The sequence below is a fragment of the Streptomyces sp. CA-278952 genome, from assembly GCF_028747205.1.
GTDB lineage: Bacteria > Actinomycetota > Actinomycetes > Streptomycetales > Streptomycetaceae > Streptomyces.
In genome coordinates, this window is record NZ_CP112880.1 from 616,539 (window position 1) to 634,262 (window position 17,724).

Below are 17,724 nucleotides of genomic sequence, written 5' to 3' on the forward strand. Positions count from 1 at the left end.
CCCTGGCGAGTACGTTTCACACACGGAAGTCCGCCGGTTTCTGCGGTATCCCCCGAACGGCCCCGCCGCGGTGGACGTGTGCTCCGGCGGCAGGGCGCGCAGGGGCCCGCCTGCTCCCCGGTCTGCGCGGGTGGGGAACGGGCGGGCCCGCAGGGGTTCGGGGCAGTGGCTTCAGTCGGTGGAGAGCGCCTCGATGAGGTCTCCGACCTGGGGGTCGGGCAGGGCGCGGGCGACGTCCGCGGTGGCGACCATGCCGACCAGGGTGTGGCCGTCGATGACCGGCAGCCTGCGGACCTTGTGGGAGGTCATCGTGCGCAGGATCTCCTCGGCGGGGTCGTCGGCGCCGATGGTCACCGCCTCCCCCTGGGCCAGCTCGCCGGCCGTGCAGTCCGCCGGGTCCTTGCCCGCGCCGAGCACCTTGATCACGATGTCGCGGTCGGTCAGGACGCCCTTCAGCTTGTTGTCGGTACCGCAGATCGGGAGAGCGCCGACGCCGAGGTCCTTCATCTTCTTCGCGGCGTCCAGGATGTTCTCCTTCTCACCGACGCACTCCGTGCCGCTGGTCATGATCTCGCGTGCGGTAGTCATGGGTCTCGTTCCCTTCCTGGGATCGTGCGGATCGTCCGTGGCGCGGCGGGTTCCCCACCGGAGACGTTCCTAACACCCGGTTCCTCCGTCCGCACGGTTGCCGGGAAAGGCCGCTGATTCCACGTGTGCTTCGGCGCGAAGGGGTACTCGGAGTGCATGAGCACAGGAAACCCGGACCCGGATCCGCGCGATACGCCAGGCCTGGAGCCCGGCGGCGGAATCGCCCCCGGCGACACTCCCCCTGGTGAGAGCAGCACCTCCGAAGCAGGACCGCGTCACGCACCGCCCAAGGGGTGGGCCAAGGGCCCGCTGATCGCCATCATCACGGTCACCGTGATGGTGGCCGCCTTCTTCCTTGTCTACGCCCTGCTCCTGTGACCGCGGCGCCCGCTTCCACGGGAAGCCCCCGCCGACAACGGCTTCTCAGCCCTCGACGCCGGTGGCGTGGTGCGGCGCGCCGACCGGCTTGGACTCCGGGGAACCACGCTGGCGCAGGTAGACCGACAGGATGACCATGGAGGCCACCGCGAGAAGTTCGGACTGCCAGTTCTGTAACGTCCGGCTCCAGAAGTCGGCCGACAGAACGTACCCGCTCCAGTCGACGGGCGGCTGAAGGTCGCGGAGCCGCTGTTCGTTGTGGGCCGCCGTGCCCGCGACGGACTGGGCCAGCCACGACAGGAGGAACAGCGCCGCCATGACCAGGCCCAACGAGCGCGAGAACAGTTTCTGGCGGATCCCCCCTGCCGCCGCCCAGCGGGGGGAGTCGTCACGGGCGTGGGCTCCGACCCGCTGCGTCTCGTCGTCCTCGGGTCCCGCCCTGTCCATCTCCTTCGACTCGGGGGAGCCGCGCTGGAGCAGCCAGACGGTGCCGAAGATGTAGAGGAAGAACTGCAGGTATTCCGACTGCCAGTTCTCGGTCACATCGACGGCGAAGTCCGACGACATCAGGTAAGCGGTCAGGGACACCGGCGCCAGGGAGTCGACGAGCAGCCCGTTATTGAACTCGGCGTGGCCCACGAGGGCCTGTCCGGCGAGGGTCAGCAGGAAGGCCGCGGCGAAAGCCAGAGTGAGCGAGTTGTCCCGCAGGAATCTACGCACCGGACGCGGCCTTCCCCCTCGCACGTCCTCGTCGACGAGGCGGCACTCCCCTCACCTGTACATCAGCCCCAGCGCGGTGAAATAGGCGAGCCCGCAGACGACGCCGGTGAGACAGAGCACGAACAGCGCTTTCGTCACGGTCACCCACCTTCGACGACACAGGTGTACGGCCGCCCCGGATCCGGCGTGCAGCCGGCGGCCACGACCTTCCACCCGTCGGGGAAGCGTGACAGGAACAGCGTGTCACCGTCGAAAACGGTACGGCCCTGGTTCCCGTACACATCGACCCTGCGGACCGGGCCGGCCACCGGCAGCTCCTCGCCCGCGATGACCGTGACACACGGCTTCCCTTCAGAGGATTCGAGCGTGTCGCGGGTCGCGGGGGCCAGCAACGCGCACGTCGTCGCCGCATCTTCGGTGCGCAGCCCTTCCCGGAAGGCCACAGCCGCGTCCCGCACCTCGGCCGTGCGACCGCCCGCCCCGCCGCACCCGGTCAGCAGGAGCATCGCCGCGAGCAGAGGAGCCAGGAGCGGAGCCGGAAACGCTCCTGGGGAGCGGCGATACGCCATCGTGTCTCCGTCCACCGACCGGGCCCTCCGGGGACATCATGGACGTGTGAGGCCGCCCGCCACCCCTTCCGACACGCCTCGGCGCCGAATCCCGGGCCGACTCCTGGCAGCGGCGCTGCCGACGGCCCCCGGCTCGGAGCCTGGGGCCGTCGGCAGGCACTGCGGGCGGCGCGTCACCAGGAGGCCACCGACAACTCGGGGAAGGCGCGTGACGGCGCCGCTCGAGCGGCCCCGTCACGCGGTGCGTGCGGGCGCCGCTCACGGGTGATCCGGGCGCTCCTCGGGCGGGACTCCGCCACCGGGGCCTCCGCCCTTGCGTCCCTTGTCCGTTCCGTGCGCGTGCGCACCCCCGCCTCGGGGCGTTCCAGGCTCTCGCGCCTTCCTTTCGGCGCTGTCCTGCGGGGTTGCCCCACCCTTGTCGCTGCGCCGCTGTTCCGGCTGCTGCGGGTTCGACATCGCGATCGCTCCCTCCGCTTGGATCGGTGCGCCACCCGAGTCCCCGAGTGGCTTCCTCTCAAACATGTCTCTGCCCTGATCGAGGGAGGACGTCTCACTCCCGCACCTCTCCTGGTGCGCCTTCGTCGGCCGATCACCTTCTCGGCGCATTGCCGGGCCGGCTCCCACCCAGGACGAACGCGAAGTTTGGCAGCGGTCCACGGTGGTACCCGGCGACAGCAGGGCCTCTGGACGCACACCACGTCGCGCGCGCACTCGTGGTGAGCTGCCACGCAGACGCCTCGCCGAGCCGCGACCGATCTGGGGAGATGACGTCATGACCGACCCCCGCCCCTTCGCCGGGCAGGACGAGTCCTACTGGATGGATACGACGGTTGCGTCGCCCTATCCGCGCCTGACCGAGGACATCGCCGTGGACGTCGCCGTGGTGGGCGGCGGCATCGCCGGCCTGAGCACGGCATGGGAGCTGGCCCGGACAGGCCGGCGGGTCGCGGTGCTGGAGGCGGACCGCATCGCCTCCGGCGTCACCGGCTACACCACGGCCAAGGTGTCGGCGCTGCACTCGCTCGTGTACGACCGGCTGCAGCGGGCCCATGGCGCCGAGGCCGCCCGGCTGTACGCCCGCTCGCAGCTGGACGCGGTGGAGCGGCTGGCGGCGATCGTCGACGAGGTGGGCATCGCCTGCGATCTGGAGCGGGTGAGCGCCTACTCCTACGCGGCAGGGCCCGCCTCCCGCGCGGCGATCGAGGCTGAGGCCCGTGCCGCTGCCGAAGCGGGTCTCAAGGTCTCGTACGTCACCGAGACGGAGCTGCCCTTCCCGGTCGGCGGCGCGGTCCGCCTGGACGGGCAGGCGCAGTTCCACCCGCGCGCCTACCTCCTGGCTTTGGCCGAGGACCTGCTGGGCCTCGGGGGCCTCGTCTTCGAACGGACCCGGGTCACCGGACTCTCGGAAGGGCAGCCGTGTCGTCTGACCACTGAGGACCAGCGGGTGGTGGCGGCCCAGGACGTGGTCGTCGCCACCCACTACCCGGTCTTCGACCGGGCGATGCTCTTCGCGCGGCTGTCGCCCCGGCGGGAGTTGGTGGTCGCCGCGCCGGTGGCCACCGACCGGGCCCCGAAGGGGATGTACATCACCGAGGACGAGGGAAAGCGGTCGGTGCGTTCGGCGCCGCTCGACGAGAGCCACCGTCTGCTGATCGTCACCGGGGAGAGCTTCACGCCGGGAACGGGTGATCCGCGGGAGGGTTTCCGCCGTCTCGACTCCTGGATGCACGAACGCTTTCCGGTGGACGCCACCACATATCGGTGGGCGGCACAGGACAACGACCCCAGCGATACGGTGCCACTCATCGGCCCCCTGCACATCGGAGCTCGTCATACCTACGTGGCGACCGGCTTCGGTGGCTGGGGCATGACGGGCGGCGTCCTTGCGGGCCGGCTGTTGACCTCTCTGATCACCGAGTCCGAAGCCCGGCCGGCCTGGGCGGAGCTGTACGATCCGCGACGTATCGCGGGTGTACTGCGCGAGGGTGCGGCGCTGTTGAAGCAACAAGCCGATGTGGCCAAGCACTTTGCCGGCGACCGGATGCGGGTGACCCACGTCGACTCGGTGGGCGACATCGTGCCGGGCACGGGCGCTGTCGTGCGGGTGAAGGGGCGGCGCTGCGCCGTCTACCGGCATCAGGACGGCGCGCTGCGGGCCGTCTCCGCCCGCTGCACCCACCTCGGCTGCCTGGTGTCCTTCAACGACGCGGAAGCCACCTGGGAGTGTCCGTGCCATGGATCCCGGTTCGACACCGACGGCACCGTGCTCCAAGGGCCGGCGACACGCCCCTTGGAAAGGCTGGAGATCCCCGGCGAGGTGGAGTGAGCCCAGCCGGAGGCGCCGGCTCCCACCGAGCCGTACCGCCCGGTCGAGGAGAGCCTGGCCCGAGCTGAGGCGCCTTCACTCGCGTGGGCACCAAACCGCTCGACGGGCATGCCCGCTTGTCCCTGGCGCGTCGCATGGCCGCAGCGTGGGGCGGAACCGTGTGCTGCGGCAGTCGCCGGTGAGGAACACGCCCCGCCGATAGAGCAACCCCCGCCCCGAGGGCTGTCACAAGTCCGGACGCAGGGGGCAAGGCAGGAGGTGCAGCCTTGCCCGGGCCGACGGGGTCAAGCTCCGTGCCCTCCGCTGCCGTGCCCGCCGCTCCGGTCGTCTTCCGAGCGGGCGGGCCCGCCCAAGTTGCCGTACCCCTTCATCTGATGAGGTGAGAGCCGCTCGCCCTCTCCTCCGAAGTCGTCGGCGGCGCGGGGCTCGTCCGGCGCGTTGAAGGCTGCCGTGGAGCGGTGCCGCTGTTCCTCCGGGCGCGGCGGCCGACTCCTTCCCTTGCGGGTCCGCCAGACAACGGTACCGATCAACAGGGCCACCACGAAAAGGCCCACGATGAACGGAACGGTTCCGCCGGCCCACTCCTCGGCGGCGAGATGTCGCCCTTCAGTGGAGGTCCGCTCGAGCAGCGTCGTCATGGCGAGTACCTGTTTCCTTTCGGTGTCGTTGTCGTGTGTGTCGCGCTCCAGGGCGGGTTCCCGTTCTGCCCGGTGGAAATCATGCGCAGTGACCCGACAGGGCCGGCTCGACGCCCGCACCGGCCGGCCGTGCTGCCAACTGGCCAACTCCGGCTCGGAGTCACAGCCTGCCGAAGTGGCTGCGGGAGCCTGGTGCTGCACGAGCCCCTGAGTGGCGCGCACACGGGCAGAGCGGCTTGCTGATGCGCCGGGCAGGACCCTGATGCCCGGGCACCTTCCGCAAGCAGCCGCAACAGCACCTACAGGGCTGCAATGCGTGCGCCGAACCCGGATGACTGCTCACGCCGAGACGCGCGCCACGCTGCGGGCACCACAGGAACGCAACCGCCGCCCGCGCCCCGTGGGGTCCGTCCGGGACGTGGTGCATCCAGCCCTGTCGGCCGGACCGGCGGAGCGGCGGAGGTGTCGCAGCGTCAGGTACTGATGCCGGCCGGCGGCTGGCCTGATCACCGCGGTGCGCATCACGGAGCCTCCCCTTGTACACACGGCACCAGTCACGGCGCGCTCCTGCCCGCGGAAACGCCACTCGTATGCTGCCTGCCGAACAGGGAACTTCCGTCACATTTTTCGTGTCTTATCTGACTTTCATCACGATTCATGGCATGTCTTAGGCGATCAGGTGATCAGTACGACAATCATCTCGGCTTGAAGGAGCCTTCATGCGCATCTCCAGTTCCGTCAGCTCCCGCAGCGCCCGCGCGGGCGCCAAGGTCGCAGTCGCAGTCGCGGTCGCCGGCGCCACCCTGGCCGGAGCACCCGCCGCCTACGCCCTCCCCGGCGACAGCGGCAACATCGACATCCGCTCGGTCAGCTGGCACTCGCGCAGTGACCGCGACGGGGTCGAGGTCTGCAAGTTCGTGCTGGCTGCGAGCAACTTCGAGTCGTTCCCCTCGGTCCCCTGGACGATCACCGAGCAGCCCCCGACCGTGCCGCCGGGCACCACCCTGCTGGACACGCTTCCGCTCATCAACGGTAGTGCGCGCAGCGAGACGTACCTGCTCCCGGAGGGCACGTACCAGCTGGTGTGGGTTGTCCCGGCGGGCCCGAAGCAGAAGAGCTTCAAGGTCGAGTGCCCCGACCGCGGTCACGGCGGCGGCAAGCCCCACAAGCCGCAGAGGCCGATCGGCGGTGTCCCCGCGGGCGGCGGCGGTGTCCCGGACATGGAGCCCATCAGCTCCGAGAGCGACTCGAACGCCGGAGCGGTCGCCGCGCTGGCTGCCGGGGCCGCCGGAGCCGCGGGCCTGGTCATGATGCGCCGGTCCGCACGTCGCCGTGCCCGTGGCGAGGCGTAACGCCCGCTGCCGACGGCGACGACGAGGACCGACACGCGCGTGCCGTCTCACCATGACGCTGAGCGTGACGTTCTCTCTGGTGGCCGGCATCGTCTGGGTGTCCTCGGGCTCCTCCGAGGACACCCGGACGGTCGCCGCCGCCCGCGGCAGCGACGCCGCCGCCCGCGGCAGCGACGCCGCGGGCGGCGGGAGGGAGCCGTTCCGGCGGGCACCGCACAAACCGGAGAAGCACGTGCCCGCCTCGCACGCTCCCCTGGTGCCCTCCCGCCCGCTGAAGGTCGCCATTCCCGCCATCTTCATCGAGGCGGCGGTCACCGGACTCGGCCTCGACGCGAAGGGCGTGCTGGAAGCCCCGCCGTTGAGCAAGCCCAAGCTGACGGGCTGGTACGAGAAGGGGCCGTCGCCCGGTGAGAACGGCACGGCCCTGCTCGTGGGCCACCGGGACACCAGAACCGGCCCCGCCATCTTCCTCAACCTCAACGCACTGCGCCGGGGCGACAAGGTCAACGTGGTGCGTGCGGACCGCAAGACCGCGGTGTTCACGGTGGATGCGGTGAAGACGTACACGAAGGACAAGTTCCCCGACGACAAGGTGTACGGGGAGACCGGGCGGCCCGAACTACGGCTGCTGACCTGCGGCGGGCGTTTTGACGAGAAGGCGGGTTACTCGGCGAACGTGGTGGTCTTCGCGCATCTCACGTCGTTGAAGAAGGCGGTCTGAGCGCCGCTCGGGATCGGCCGGTACCTCGGGGACAAGGTGCCGGCCGCCCTCACGACCGAGGCGGGGGCAGCTGCGCGGTCGTCGGCGCCCATCCGACCGTGCCCCACCTGGCTCCTCCGAGTGCCTGGCCGCGCGAGCGGGCGCATGCTGTGAGGAAGACCGGAAGCCTCCTGCCCTACAAGGGAGCCCTGTGGGATCGAGAGACGAGGCGGGGCACGCCGCGCGCCCAAGGCGCGCTTCCCCCCTCGACAGCCTCGCGGCAGCCCTGCTCGATGCCGAGGGCGATATCGCGTGGTGGTCACGGGCCGCGCACGAGCTGCTCGGCTGGACCGGTCAGGAGATGGCCCGCCGGCCCGCAAGGTGGCTTCTGGCCGACGCCGAGGACGATTTCTGCCGCGCCGCGCAGGCCGTCGTGCACCGGACGGGCCTGCGGCACCGTGCCGGGCACGTGGTCGAAGCGGACATCCACATCGCCGGGCGAGGGGCTCGGACGAACGGCTGCTCCTCGCCCTGCCGCCATCCGAAGGGCCGGGGCCGGACGACGGCCACCAGGACCGGGACATCGCCAGGGCCCTCCTCGCGCAGGACTCCATCGGTGTCGCGCAGTTCGACATGAACATGCAGCTCGTACGGACGAACGCGGCCATGGACGCGTTGCGGCCCCGGGGCGCGGAGGACGGCTGGCTGTGCCGGCTCGTCGCGCGCGACGGCGGCGGTGCGGCCCGGGCCGCCTTCGAACACGTGGCGGCCACGGGGTCCTCTGTCGCGGCCCGTGTCTACGGACTCGGCCCCGGCGCCGCCGCGTCAGCGCTGTCGCTGTCCTGTTTCCGGGTCGACGGCGCCCTGGGCGTGCCGGCCGGCGTCATGGTCGAGGCGACGAGGGTTCCGGAGGCCGGCCCGGCCCGCCTCGGCGACGCCTACCGCACTGCCTTCGACATCGGTCAGTCCCTCGATGTCGTCCAGGTGGCGCAGGACCTCACCGCGGTGCTCGTGCCGGCCTTGGGCGACCACGCCGCGGTCGACTACCCCGACGACGTGCTGCAGGGCCGCGATCCGGCGTACGGATACCACGGTCAGGAGGCCGCCGCGCCACGCCGCGTGGCGGTGAAGTCCGCGCACGGCGCGTGGCCGGGCCCGCTGGTACAGGTCGGCGAGGAGGTTCCCCGCGTCAAGGAGTCTCCGGAGACGGCGGCCAAGTCCGTCGGCGGCGTGCTCGTCGCGGACGCCGCGCTCGCCCGGCGGATCCTCGGCGACGACCCCGTACTGCTGGCGAAGTTCATACCGGAGGGCATGCGCGACTCCCTCGGCTGTCCGCTCTACCGGGGCGGGCGGTTCTTCGGCTACGCACAGGTGTATCGCACCGGCGCCTCGACTCCGTTCGACGGTACGGACATCAAGCTGATGCACGACCTGTGCGCCAGGACCGCGACCGCCATCGACAATGCCTTCCGCTTCACTCGTGAGCACCAGACGGCGGTCGTCCTCCAGCGCAGCCTCCTGCCGCCGTCGGCGACCCGCAGCGTGGCCGGCGAGACGGCGGGCGTCTACGTGCCGGCCGGCGGAGCCTTGAGCGTGGGAGGGGACTGGTACGACGCCTTCAATCTCTCCTCGCTGCGGGTCGGGCTCGTCGTGGGCGACGTCGTGGGGCACGGTCTCGAAGCCGCCGCCACCATGGCCCGCCTGCACACGGCGGTCCAGACGCTCGCCGACCTGGATCTGCCGCCCGACGAACTGCTCACCCGCCTCGACGATCTGGTTCGGCGAATGCAACTGGAGGCGGACGAGCCCGACACAGTGGGCGGTTCCTGTCTGTTCGCCGTGTACGACCCGGTCGACCGGACCTGCCGGATGGCCTCTGCCGGTCACCCGCCGCCGGCCCTGGTGACACCCGACGGCGACGTCGGCTTCGTACCCGTCGCACCGGGCCCGCTCCTCGGCGTCGGCGACAACCCCTTCGAGGTCACGACGGTGACGCTGCCGCCCGGAAGCACCCTCGTGTGTTACAGCGACGGGCTGCTGGGACGGGACGTCGTACAGGGCTCGGAACATCTGAAGGCGGTTCTGGCCGGGCAGTGCGTCGCCGGCCGCGCTCTGGAAGCCGTGGGCCGGGCCGTACTGGACCTCACTCCCCACGCGGAGCACCCGACCGACGACATCACGGTCCTGGTCGCGCGCACCCAAGCCGTGCCGGAGGAATCCACAGCGCTGTGGGAGTACCCCGCCGACCCCGCTGCCGTCCATCAGGCCCGCGCCCATGTGAACGCCCAACTGGAGGCGTGGGACCTGCACGAGTTGCTGTTCAGCACGGAGCTGATCGTCAGCGAACTCGTCACCAACGCCATCCGCTACGCCGGCGAGCCCATCGGATTGCGCCTGATCCGCGACCGTGTGCTGGTCTGCGAGGTCTCGGACCCGAGCAGTACACAGCCCCGGTTGCGCCGGGCTCTCACCTCTGACGAGGGTGGCCGCGGCCTCTTCCTCGTCGCCCAGCTGACGACACGCTGGGGCAGCCGTTACACGGACCGGGGCAAGACCATCTGGACGGAGCAGCGACTGACGCCCCCGTGAACGTGACTCTCGGGCCGGGCCGGCGGCCGAGAGCTCCTGTTCAGAGGGTGAGAAGGCTCCGCAGTGTGAGGCTGATGCCCACAGTGAGGACGGCGAGCGCGGTGAGGACGGTCCCGTACCGAGTCCAGCGGCGCAGGGAGGGCAGGTGTCGTTCGCTCAGTGCGGCGAGTCTGCTCCCTCCTCCGGAGAGCAGGAGGCCTGCGGCGGTGAGCGTGACGGCCATGCCGAGTCCGTAGCCGAGGACGAGGAGGACGCCGAAGAGGGTCTGGCTCAGAGCGATGGCGCCGAGCAGGACGACGAGGGCGGAGGGGCTGGGGACGAGACCGGCAGCGAGTCCTACGCCGACGAGGGCGGGAAGACCGGTGCGGCGCGGGGTCTTCGGCGAGCGGAGCTCCGCCTCGTGTGTGTGGTCGCCGTGGCTGTGCGGAAGGTCGGGCCCGTGCGGAAGGCCGGGCCCGTGCGGAAGGCCGGGCCCGTGCGGGGGTGCGTGGTCGTGCGGATGTGCGTGGGAGCGGTCGGGCCCGTGACCGTGCGCGAGGGCGTGCTCCCGTGTCTCGCTGTGCGTGTGCCCGTGGCTGTGGCTGCGTCCGTGGCTGTGTCCGTGTCCGTGGTGCCAGTGTGCCGGTGGGCGGCCCGAGCGCATGGCCCGTACCGCCGACACCACCAGGACCGTTCCCAGTGCCGCGATCAACGCACCGCTGATCGCGCCCAGCCAGGCCAGCAGACGTTCCCCGGCCAGGCCGGCGCCCGCGGTGAGGATCAGGCCCATCGCCAGGACCCCGGCGGTGTGGGTGGCCGTGACGGTCGTTCCGACCGTGAGCGCGGCGCGTACACCGCCCTCCCGTCTGGCCAGGCAGGCGGCGACCGCCAGTTTGGCGTGGCCGGGCAGGGCGGCGTGGCCCGCGCCCAGCAGCAGGGTCAGCAGGACGGCGAGAAGGCCCACCGACCACGTCAGGTCCCGGCCCGAGGTCAGGCCCGTGAGCCGGCGCTCCAGCGCGGGGAAGAGCACGGTGCCCCGGTCCAGCGCCTGAACCGCCGGGGACGCTCCCGGCGCGCCCGCTCCCGCTCCCGGTGCGCCGGGAGCAGCGGCCGCGCCCCCGCCCGGCTCCGTACGCAGCTTCGCGCCGGCCACGGCGAGTGGCCGTTCGCTCCCCTCCCCCGGGTAGTGGCGCAGGACATCGCTCGGGCTGTCCGCGGGAACGGACGATGCGGCCAGCCCTACGCGGTCGCCCGGGACGGCGGTGATCTCCTTCCAGCCGGCTCGTTTCGCATCCGCCCCCGAGGTGAAGGTGATGTCGGCGGGCCGGGAGAGATCGGCCTCGGCCCGCAGGGCGCAGGTCAGCCGGGCTACGGGGACGCCGGCGGTCCCCTTCCCGTAGGTCAGGGTGGAGCGGGTCACGTGCCAGGCGATGTGCCTGCCGTCCACGGCGACGCGGGTGCGGTCGGCGAGTCGGGCGCATCGATCGGCTGCCCTGTCCGCCGCTTCGGCCGGTGTGATCGTGCCGTCGTGGTCGGTGTCCGTCGCTTCTTCGTCCTGCGCGGTGGGAATCTCCGCGCTGTCGACGACCGCGGTGTCGTCGATCCGGTCGTGCGACAGGCGCAGTCCGTCGTAGTGGTTGACGCTGAAATTGCCCAGCGGGTGGGCTAGGGCCGTTGGTGCGGCGGTGAGGCCGGACAGCACGAGCAGGGGCGCCGCGACGACCGCCGCACGGCAGGGAAACTTCATCGACTATCCCTCTGCGTCGGGTCGGTACAGGGAGAGATACGGGTTCAGGGCATGGGCCTCGCTCAGGCGGCGGGCCCCCTCGGGGAGGGCGAGGGACTGCTCGATCGTGCCCCGGTGGTAGCGGAACAGAGCGTTCTTCCAGCCGGTGGCGGCCGCCCGGCGCGCATAGGTGAGGGCTTCGGTGTCACGGCCCGCGCGATGCAGGGACCAGGCCAGCGCATCGGCGACGATGACGCTTCGGACGTGCTTCCACTCCCTGCGCGCAAGCTCCACCGCGACCTCGGGGTCGCCGTGGTCGGCCGCGTAGAGGATGAGATGCGGGTCGACGGGTCCGTCGTCCGCACGGGCCATCCGCAGCTGCGCCGCCAGGACTGCCCGCTCGCTTCCCCGGTGGGGATGTCCGCTCGCACGCCGAAGGTCCAGGCTCTCCAGCAGGAACTGGGGCAGCGGCATCCGCTCGACGAGCCGCGTGTACAGCTCGAGCGCCTTGTCCGGGTGGCCGCGTGCGGCGGCCACCCGGGCGAGTCCGGCCTGCCCGTAGGGGTGGGCCGGCACGGCGCCCAGGGCACGCCCGTAGTGTCGTGCCGCCCGGTCGATCTCGCCCCTGGACCAGGCCAGGTCGCCCAGCCGGGCCTCGGCGAAGGCCCGTTCGTCCTGGGTGACCGCGCTGTCCACGGCTCGCTGGAGTGCGATGGCGGCGTCCTCGGGTCGCCCGCCGGTCTCCAGGTCGTAGGCGGCTCTGCTGTAGGCGGCCGTGGCCGGGGCGAGGTCGAGCATCCGCTGTACGGCGTGCCGCGCCTGCGGATAGTTCCCGAGCTGGATCTCGGCGTCCGCCAGTACGGCGTATCCGTCCGGCCGGTCGGGAGCCATCCGGGTGGCGCGCAGCCCGTGCAGGCGCCCCTCGCCGAAGTCGTGCCGGGCGTTGGCGAGCAGTCCCCGGCCTGTCACGGCCCGGTAGTTGTCCGTGCCGTCGAGGGCGAGGGAGCGGCGCAGCGCCGTGTCGGCCCGATCGAGCAGGCCCGCGTCGAGGGTGGTGCGGGCCCGTTCGATCTCGGCGTGCGCCAGGTCGGCCCAGGCCGTCGGGTCGTCGGGGTGGGTCTCTGTCCTCTTGCGGGTGGTGTCGGCGGAGCCGGCGCCCTCACTGGAGGCGCCCGCGGGCGCGGTGGTGGCCGACGGCCGGGAGGTGTCGGGACCGAGGAGGAGGAGTCCCGCCACGCACCCGGCCACGGCCGCCGCCGCACCCGCGGCGGTGATCAGACGCCTCACGGGCCCGCGTGGGGCAGATTGAGGTACGGGAACGTGGCCTGGGCGTCGGCGGGTTGCAGACTGAGGACCGGCCGCGGGAGCAGGCCCGCGGCGGACGGCCCGGCGGGCTCACCCTCCAGCATGCGGATCAGCGGCCCGTCGATGTTGTCGTTGAGCCTCCGCCCGTTCGGGAAGCCCTGGAGGTCGCCGTCGAGGACACCTTGGCTCTTCGGGCCGGCGGTGACGGGAGTGCTGAGGTTGAGGCGCAACTGCTCGGCGAGCACGATGCGTTCGGGGTCGGCGTCGGCGTTCATCGTGTGGGTGTTGAGGTCCAAGCCGAACGTGGATCCGTTGTCCTTGCCGATGCCCTTCATGAACAGGGCCTGGATGTCACGGCGCGGGGTGGCCGGCGCCGTACGGCCCTGGGCCTTCTCGATCCGGTGCGGCGGTACGGGGTCGAGGGTGGCGGCCAGGAAGTCGCTTTCCAGGTGGTCGTCCTTCGGCAGACGCGCCTGGAAGCGGTCTTCGGGCCCGCCGGGCCGGGCCAGGCCGACGGTGGAGCCGAACAGGGCGAACGCGATGTGCGGGGTGCCCTGCCGGGACACCTGCCGGAAGGTGGGGGCCTGCTTCGCAAGGCTGCGCTCCAGGTCCGCGCCCTGCCGGGAGACGGACGCCCACACGCCGACGACCGGGTTGCGTTCCGGGTCGCCCTTCAGGGCGATCTCCTTCTTGGGGACCTGCAGGATCAGGCTGTTCACGTTCAGCGCCGAGAGCGGCTGGGCATCGGGCAGCCATCCGGGCACGGGTCCGCTGGTGCCGACCGTGTACAGGCCGAAGACCTGGGTGTCCGCCTTGAACGCCTCCGCCGCCTGGGTGGCCACGGTCCGTCCGCCGCCGGGGAGTTGGCGGGTTGCCTGCCTCCGCAGCTTGCCGTAGTCGGGCATCAGCGTCCGACCGGTGTGGGTGGGTGAGGCGATCGCGTCCTTCAGGAGCGTCCGGCCGGCGCCGTCCGCGTCGATCTTCTCCAGGGTGTACTTCTGGCGTACCCCGAGCGACCGGTCGTCGAGCGAGTTGACCGGCAGCGGCCCGACCTTCGGTCCTACCCCGAAGGGCCTGCGGTCCTCGTCCCGGAAGGTCCAGCGGTAGGTGGTGTCGGATGCTCCGTCGCCGTCGGCGTCCGTGTGGATCTCGTACCGGGCGCCGGTCGCGAACGGGAAGTCCACCAGCGCGTTGGCCGCGGTGCCGGGGACCTGGAAAGGGCGGACGTTGGCGATGAGCGTGACCATGTCCGTGTCGTCCGGGCTGGTGAAGGCGTACACGTCGGTCAGGTCCGCCGGGGAGTCCAGCACGGCGGAGGGGGCGTCGATGTGGCCGCCCGCTTGGCCGACGCCCATGAACTGCCCGGACAGGGCGGCTGCGGTGAGCGCGGCCGTGGTGGCGGCGAGGAGCCCGAATCGTGGACGGGCCGGTGAGCTGTTCGCGGACGTTCTGGGCGTTCCGGGCACGCGTGTCTCCAGGGCTGTCGTGGGAGGGGAGTCGTGACAGCCAACGGTGCGAATGATCTTGGAGTGACTGCTCCGCGTCGCGCATCACTCGCCGTGTGGAACTTTCCCACCGGATGGACCAACGACCGGCCCGCATGGTCGAAAAACCATGCATGGGTAGGCATACTCATGGCGAAGTCGATCTTCGACCGGCTTTCGTCCCGACGCCGAACTCTGTTTTGTTCCCGCGTTCGTGGGCCCTCCGGGAAGTGCATCTGACGCCTTCCCCCACCCTCCTCACAGACTGGACCCCTCCATGGGTATGCACGCGATCCGCCGTCTCATCGCCGTGGCCGCCGTGGCCGCGCTCTCCGTCCCGCTCGGCCTGACGTCGTCCGGGGCCGCCGCCCAGCAGCCGGCCGGTGCCGTCAAGTCGGCAGCCGCCGCGCCGCTGCCGGGCGCCTACATCTCCCCGTGGGGCTCCGCCCAGGTGACGATCGGTGACGAGACCCTCGCCTGGATGGAGCGCGAGGGCATCGCCCTGGAGGCCATCAGCCCGTTCGTGATGGACGCCGACGGCCGGGGTTTCAGCATGCCCATCGGTTCCACGGCCGGTGACGGGCTCGACGCCAAGGGACGCATCTTCTACCCCGGTGGACTCAGGATCAGGCACCAGGCGTCCGGCAAGAGCATCACCCTGCAGTCCACGTTCATCCGCGTCATGCCGACACCCGCCTACTCCGCGGGCGTGTCGATCGACGGCGAGAAGCTCCGCGAGGAAGTGGTGATCGCCGAGTCCACCTACGTCGAGGTCATGGCAGGCGCCCGCCCGAGCCCCACCGGCTTCCGCATCAAGAAGGCGCCGTTCTACGTCACTCAGGAGGCTGCCGACCTCTTGGCGGCAGCCACCGGAGCGACGGCTCCGCGCGCCGGCAGCCTCTTCGGCACGCTCACGCCCAACTTCGACTACGTCCCGGGCGCGGCGACGCCGCCGTCGTTCCCGACCTTCCCGTAACCCGTAACCCGCAGCGACACCGCGCAGCCTCGACCGGCGTCGTGGGTCACTGAACCGGCCGACGCCGGTCGAGGAGCCGCTCAGACGGCGTGGACGACCAGCTTGTTCTGTTCGCCGTCGAAGACCTCGCCCAGGGCTCGGGCGTCCGGGTCGTTCGCAGCGAAGATCCCTGTCCGGTCGACGTGGACGGACAGGGTGCTGTGACGGTCGATCACGTCGGAGATGCCGCGCCCGTGGATGGTGTCCTCCCAGGCATCCAGGTTCCGGCCGAACCAGTCGGGCAGCCCGCAGGGCCCGGTCACCGCATCCCAGAAATCATCGAGCGTCTCGATCCGGCGGCCACGCAGGTCGACCACCAGCTCACTTTCCGTCATATCGGCATCCTATCCGGACCGCCCTCGCCGCTGACCGTACTAGGGCGCCCGCCCGGTGGTAGCACCGTTCGGGTTCCCCGTACGGCGATGACCAGCATCGGAAGAAGTTCAGCCGGATCGAACCGTGTCCCCGGCGCTCGCATCCGGTTGCAGAAGCGTGACTACTCTGCGCAACCTTCGCCAGGTGGCGGCCGCCGCCCTGCTCCTGACCGTCTTCGCGGCCCCGGCCGCCTCTTCCGCCGCTCCCCTCCAGGCCCCGGCACACCCCTCGATGCGGTCGGCCGACATCATCGAACCGGCCCTGCCGGTCGAGGAGTTCCCCGGGCAGGTCCAGGAAGCCTGCGGGATCTGGAAGGAGCTGACGTGGCCGCAGTCCTCCCGGCCCGCCGACTACCCCGTCGCGGACACCCGCCTGGTCATCCGCGGCAGCAACGTCTACCGCAACCGCTCCGGGGACCTGCCCCTGGAGGGCCGCTACCGCGAGTACGACGTCAACCCCCGCAACCGGGGGGAGCACCGCGACGCCGAACGTGTCGTCCGTGACCAGGACACGCACACCGTCTGGTACACCGGCGACCACTACGACAACTTCCAGGAGATCGCGTCCGGTTGCGAGTGACGACAACTACGGGCGCGCAGCCGGGGTCCCCAACGCCGTCTTCACCAACTCCCCCACCTGGCTGACGATGTCCGCCCGGTTACGCTCGAAGTCCGGGTCGGTGACCTTGCCTGTCTGCGGGTCCGTGTTCTCCGCGCCGAACCGCAGCACCGGAGTGTGGAGATGACCGCCCGGCAGGTCGGGCAACCCCAGCCGGTCGCGCAGCAGGGTGGCCCGGTAGGCGATCTCGTTGGAGAGGTAGTCGCCGCCGCCGCCGGCCCGCGACGCGGAGCCGGACGTGGGTCCGTCCGGCCTGGTCACCGGTTGGGTGCCGCCCGCCGGGATCTCGGTGACCTCGGTGTTGTCGTACACCGGGAAGCGGCCCGTGTCCGCTGCCGTGAGCTGCCGGTACGGGAGCGTGGTCGTCGTCCACTGCGGCTGCGAGCCGGGGTCGTCGACCGGGACGGTCCCGGTGCTCGCAGCGTTCTCGTTGTCGGGGAAGCCGCCGCGCCAGGCGCCGTTGGTGCGCTCCACGTCGAAGCGGCCCTGGCGGCCCTGGCTGACGGTGGTGAACAGGTCCAGGCGGGGCAGCTGCCGAGCCAGGGCCCGCTCGACCGCTCCCTCCGCGAAGTCAGCCCAGCGCACCGGGAAGATGACCGTCTCGATCCGGGCCGGCCCCTCCGCGGTCCGTATCAGGGTGCCGTCCAGGGCGAGCGCGCTCGCGCCCGAGGGATTGCCGATCCGGACGTCCCTGTCCAGCGTGAACGGGTCGAAGCCGGTGACGAGGACCCGCTTCGCCCGGTGGCCCGGGAAGCGGAGGTCGTCCTGGCCGCGCGAGGAGGTCTCCAGGGCGGTGTGCAAGGCCCTGCGCTGCGCGTCGCTCAGCCCGAACCGGGGTTCCCACGAACGGAGTTCACGGCTGAGCGTGAGTCGGGCCCAGTACAGCGGGCGGTCATCGCCCCGGCTCAAGTCGCCCGTGGCGGGTCCTCGGCCCTGGGCACGGTCCACGGCCCGCCGCCACAGCGCCGAGCCGTGGCGGGTGACCGTCCGCTCGGCCTGCGCGTAGCCGCCGGAGTCCCGCAGGGCGCGCTCGAAGCGCGGGGCGGAGGAGTCGAATCCGCTGCGCCGCAGGATCTCCTGCGGCGCGGTCCGATCGAGGCGCTGCTCCTCGACGGTGGTCGCGTCGGGGGTGGGGGCGGCGACCGCCGGGGAGGCGGTGGCGGGCAGGGTGGAGCCCGCGAGGACGAGCAGAAGCGCCACACCGCCGAGGCCGAGCCGGGTGGTCGCGGAGAATGAGTGCGTCACGTGGGTCCCTTCGGGTCTACGGCTCGTCGCAGTATCGCGGCACCGCCGGAGACGAAGCCATGGGGCAAGAACCGTGCAAGCCCGTGGAGAAGGGGACGGAGTACGCAGAACGCGCCC

The 17,724-nt window shown here is 71.5% G+C and carries 16 protein-coding genes; 7 read left to right on the plus strand and 9 right to left on the minus strand.

What is annotated here, in order from left to right:
• Positions 1-171: 171 nt before the first annotated feature.
• Positions 172-588 (minus strand): CBS domain-containing protein, encoded by a 417-nt coding sequence (locus N7925_RS02660; RefSeq protein ID WP_018955605.1) that lies wholly within the window; start codon positions 586-588, stop codon positions 172-174.
• Between the two features lie 156 nt (positions 589-744).
• Here N7925_RS02660 and N7925_RS02665 point away from each other — a divergent pair, with 156 nt between their 5' ends.
• The gene (locus N7925_RS02665) at positions 745-966 is read left to right on the plus strand and encodes a DUF6480 family protein (protein ID WP_265597868.1); all 222 of its coding nucleotides are present in this window, start codon (positions 745-747) and stop codon (positions 964-966) included.
• A gap of 45 nt (positions 967-1,011) precedes the next feature.
• Here N7925_RS02665 and N7925_RS02670 read toward each other — a convergent pair whose 3' ends face one another.
• Both N7925_RS02670 and N7925_RS02675 read right to left on the minus strand, forming a co-directional pair.
• Positions 1,012-1,686 carry a DUF6766 family protein gene (locus N7925_RS02670; RefSeq protein WP_274342885.1) on the minus strand — a complete coding sequence of 225 codons (675 nt, stop codon included), beginning with the start codon at positions 1,684-1,686 and terminating at the stop codon, positions 1,012-1,014.
• A 140-nt stretch (positions 1,687-1,826) separates the two neighbouring features.
• A complete protein-coding gene (locus tag N7925_RS02675; RefSeq protein ID WP_274342886.1) occupies positions 1,827-2,255 on the minus strand; it encodes a hypothetical protein in 429 nt (142 codons plus the stop codon).
• Positions 2,256-3,027: 772 nt separating this feature from the next.
• Here N7925_RS02675 and N7925_RS02680 point away from each other — a divergent pair.
• Complete coding sequence (locus N7925_RS02680; RefSeq protein WP_274342887.1) at positions 3,028-4,581, plus strand: FAD-dependent oxidoreductase; 1,554 nt, start codon at positions 3,028-3,030, stop codon at positions 4,579-4,581.
• A 284-nt stretch (positions 4,582-4,865) separates the two neighbouring features.
• Here the strand turns inward: N7925_RS02680 and N7925_RS02685 are convergent, their stop codons facing one another.
• Complete coding sequence (locus tag N7925_RS02685; RefSeq protein WP_274342888.1) at positions 4,866-5,441, minus strand: DUF6479 family protein; 576 nt, start codon at positions 5,439-5,441, stop codon at positions 4,866-4,868.
• Positions 5,442-5,938: 497 nt separating this feature from the next.
• Between N7925_RS02685 and N7925_RS02690 the strand changes: the two genes are divergently transcribed.
• The 3 genes from N7925_RS02690 (at position 5,939) to N7925_RS02700 (ending at position 9,860) form a co-directional block, all read left to right on the plus strand.
• On the plus strand, positions 5,939-6,571 hold the full coding sequence (locus tag N7925_RS02690) for a hypothetical protein (protein WP_274342889.1): 633 nt from the start codon (positions 5,939-5,941) through the stop codon (positions 6,569-6,571).
• Positions 6,572-6,623: 52 nt separating this feature from the next.
• Positions 6,624-7,292 carry a class F sortase gene (locus N7925_RS02695; RefSeq protein ID WP_274342890.1) on the plus strand — a complete coding sequence of 223 codons (669 nt, stop codon included), beginning with the start codon at positions 6,624-6,626 and terminating at the stop codon, positions 7,290-7,292.
• A gap of 612 nt (positions 7,293-7,904) precedes the next feature.
• Positions 7,905-9,860 (plus strand): SpoIIE family protein phosphatase, encoded by a 1,956-nt coding sequence (locus N7925_RS02700; protein ID WP_274342891.1) that lies wholly within the window; start codon positions 7,905-7,907, stop codon positions 9,858-9,860.
• A 40-nt stretch (positions 9,861-9,900) separates the two neighbouring features.
• Here N7925_RS02700 and N7925_RS02705 read toward each other — a convergent pair whose 3' ends face one another.
• The 3 genes from N7925_RS02705 to N7925_RS02715 are packed head-to-tail and all read right to left on the minus strand — an operon-like array spanning position 9,901 to position 14,336.
• On the minus strand, positions 9,901-11,586 hold the full coding sequence (locus N7925_RS02705; RefSeq protein WP_274342892.1) for a nickel/cobalt transporter: 1,686 nt from the start codon (positions 11,584-11,586) through the stop codon (positions 9,901-9,903).
• Positions 11,587-11,589: 3 nt separating this feature from the next.
• Positions 11,590-12,852 (minus strand): tetratricopeptide repeat protein, encoded by a 1,263-nt coding sequence (locus N7925_RS02710; RefSeq protein ID WP_274342893.1) that lies wholly within the window; start codon positions 12,850-12,852, stop codon positions 11,590-11,592.
• The gene (locus N7925_RS02715) at positions 12,849-14,336 is read right to left on the minus strand and encodes a DUF4331 domain-containing protein (RefSeq protein ID WP_274342894.1); all 1,488 of its coding nucleotides are present in this window, start codon (positions 14,334-14,336) and stop codon (positions 12,849-12,851) included. The genes N7925_RS02710 and N7925_RS02715 overlap by 4 nt, the downstream gene beginning before the upstream one ends.
• A 295-nt stretch (positions 14,337-14,631) precedes the next feature.
• On the opposite strand from N7925_RS02715, the gene N7925_RS02720 reads away from it, so the two are divergent.
• Positions 14,632-15,330: a hypothetical protein gene (locus N7925_RS02720; protein WP_274342895.1), complete on the plus strand. Its 699-nt coding sequence runs from the start codon at positions 14,632-14,634 to the stop codon at positions 15,328-15,330.
• Between the two features lie 80 nt (positions 15,331-15,410).
• On the opposite strand, the gene N7925_RS02725 is transcribed toward N7925_RS02720, so the two are convergent.
• Complete coding sequence (locus tag N7925_RS02725; RefSeq protein WP_265597880.1) at positions 15,411-15,704, minus strand: barstar family protein; 294 nt, start codon at positions 15,702-15,704, stop codon at positions 15,411-15,413.
• A gap of 157 nt (positions 15,705-15,861) precedes the next feature.
• Here N7925_RS02725 and N7925_RS02730 point away from each other — a divergent pair, with 157 nt between their 5' ends.
• Positions 15,862-16,323 (plus strand): ribonuclease domain-containing protein, encoded by a 462-nt coding sequence (locus N7925_RS02730; protein WP_274342896.1) that lies wholly within the window; start codon positions 15,862-15,864, stop codon positions 16,321-16,323.
• 6 nt (positions 16,324-16,329) lie between these two features.
• Here the strand turns inward: N7925_RS02730 and N7925_RS02735 are convergent, their stop codons facing one another.
• Complete coding sequence (locus tag N7925_RS02735; protein WP_274342897.1) at positions 16,330-17,607, minus strand: pyroglutamyl peptidase; 1,278 nt, start codon at positions 17,605-17,607, stop codon at positions 16,330-16,332.
• Positions 17,608-17,724 lie beyond the last annotated feature (117 nt).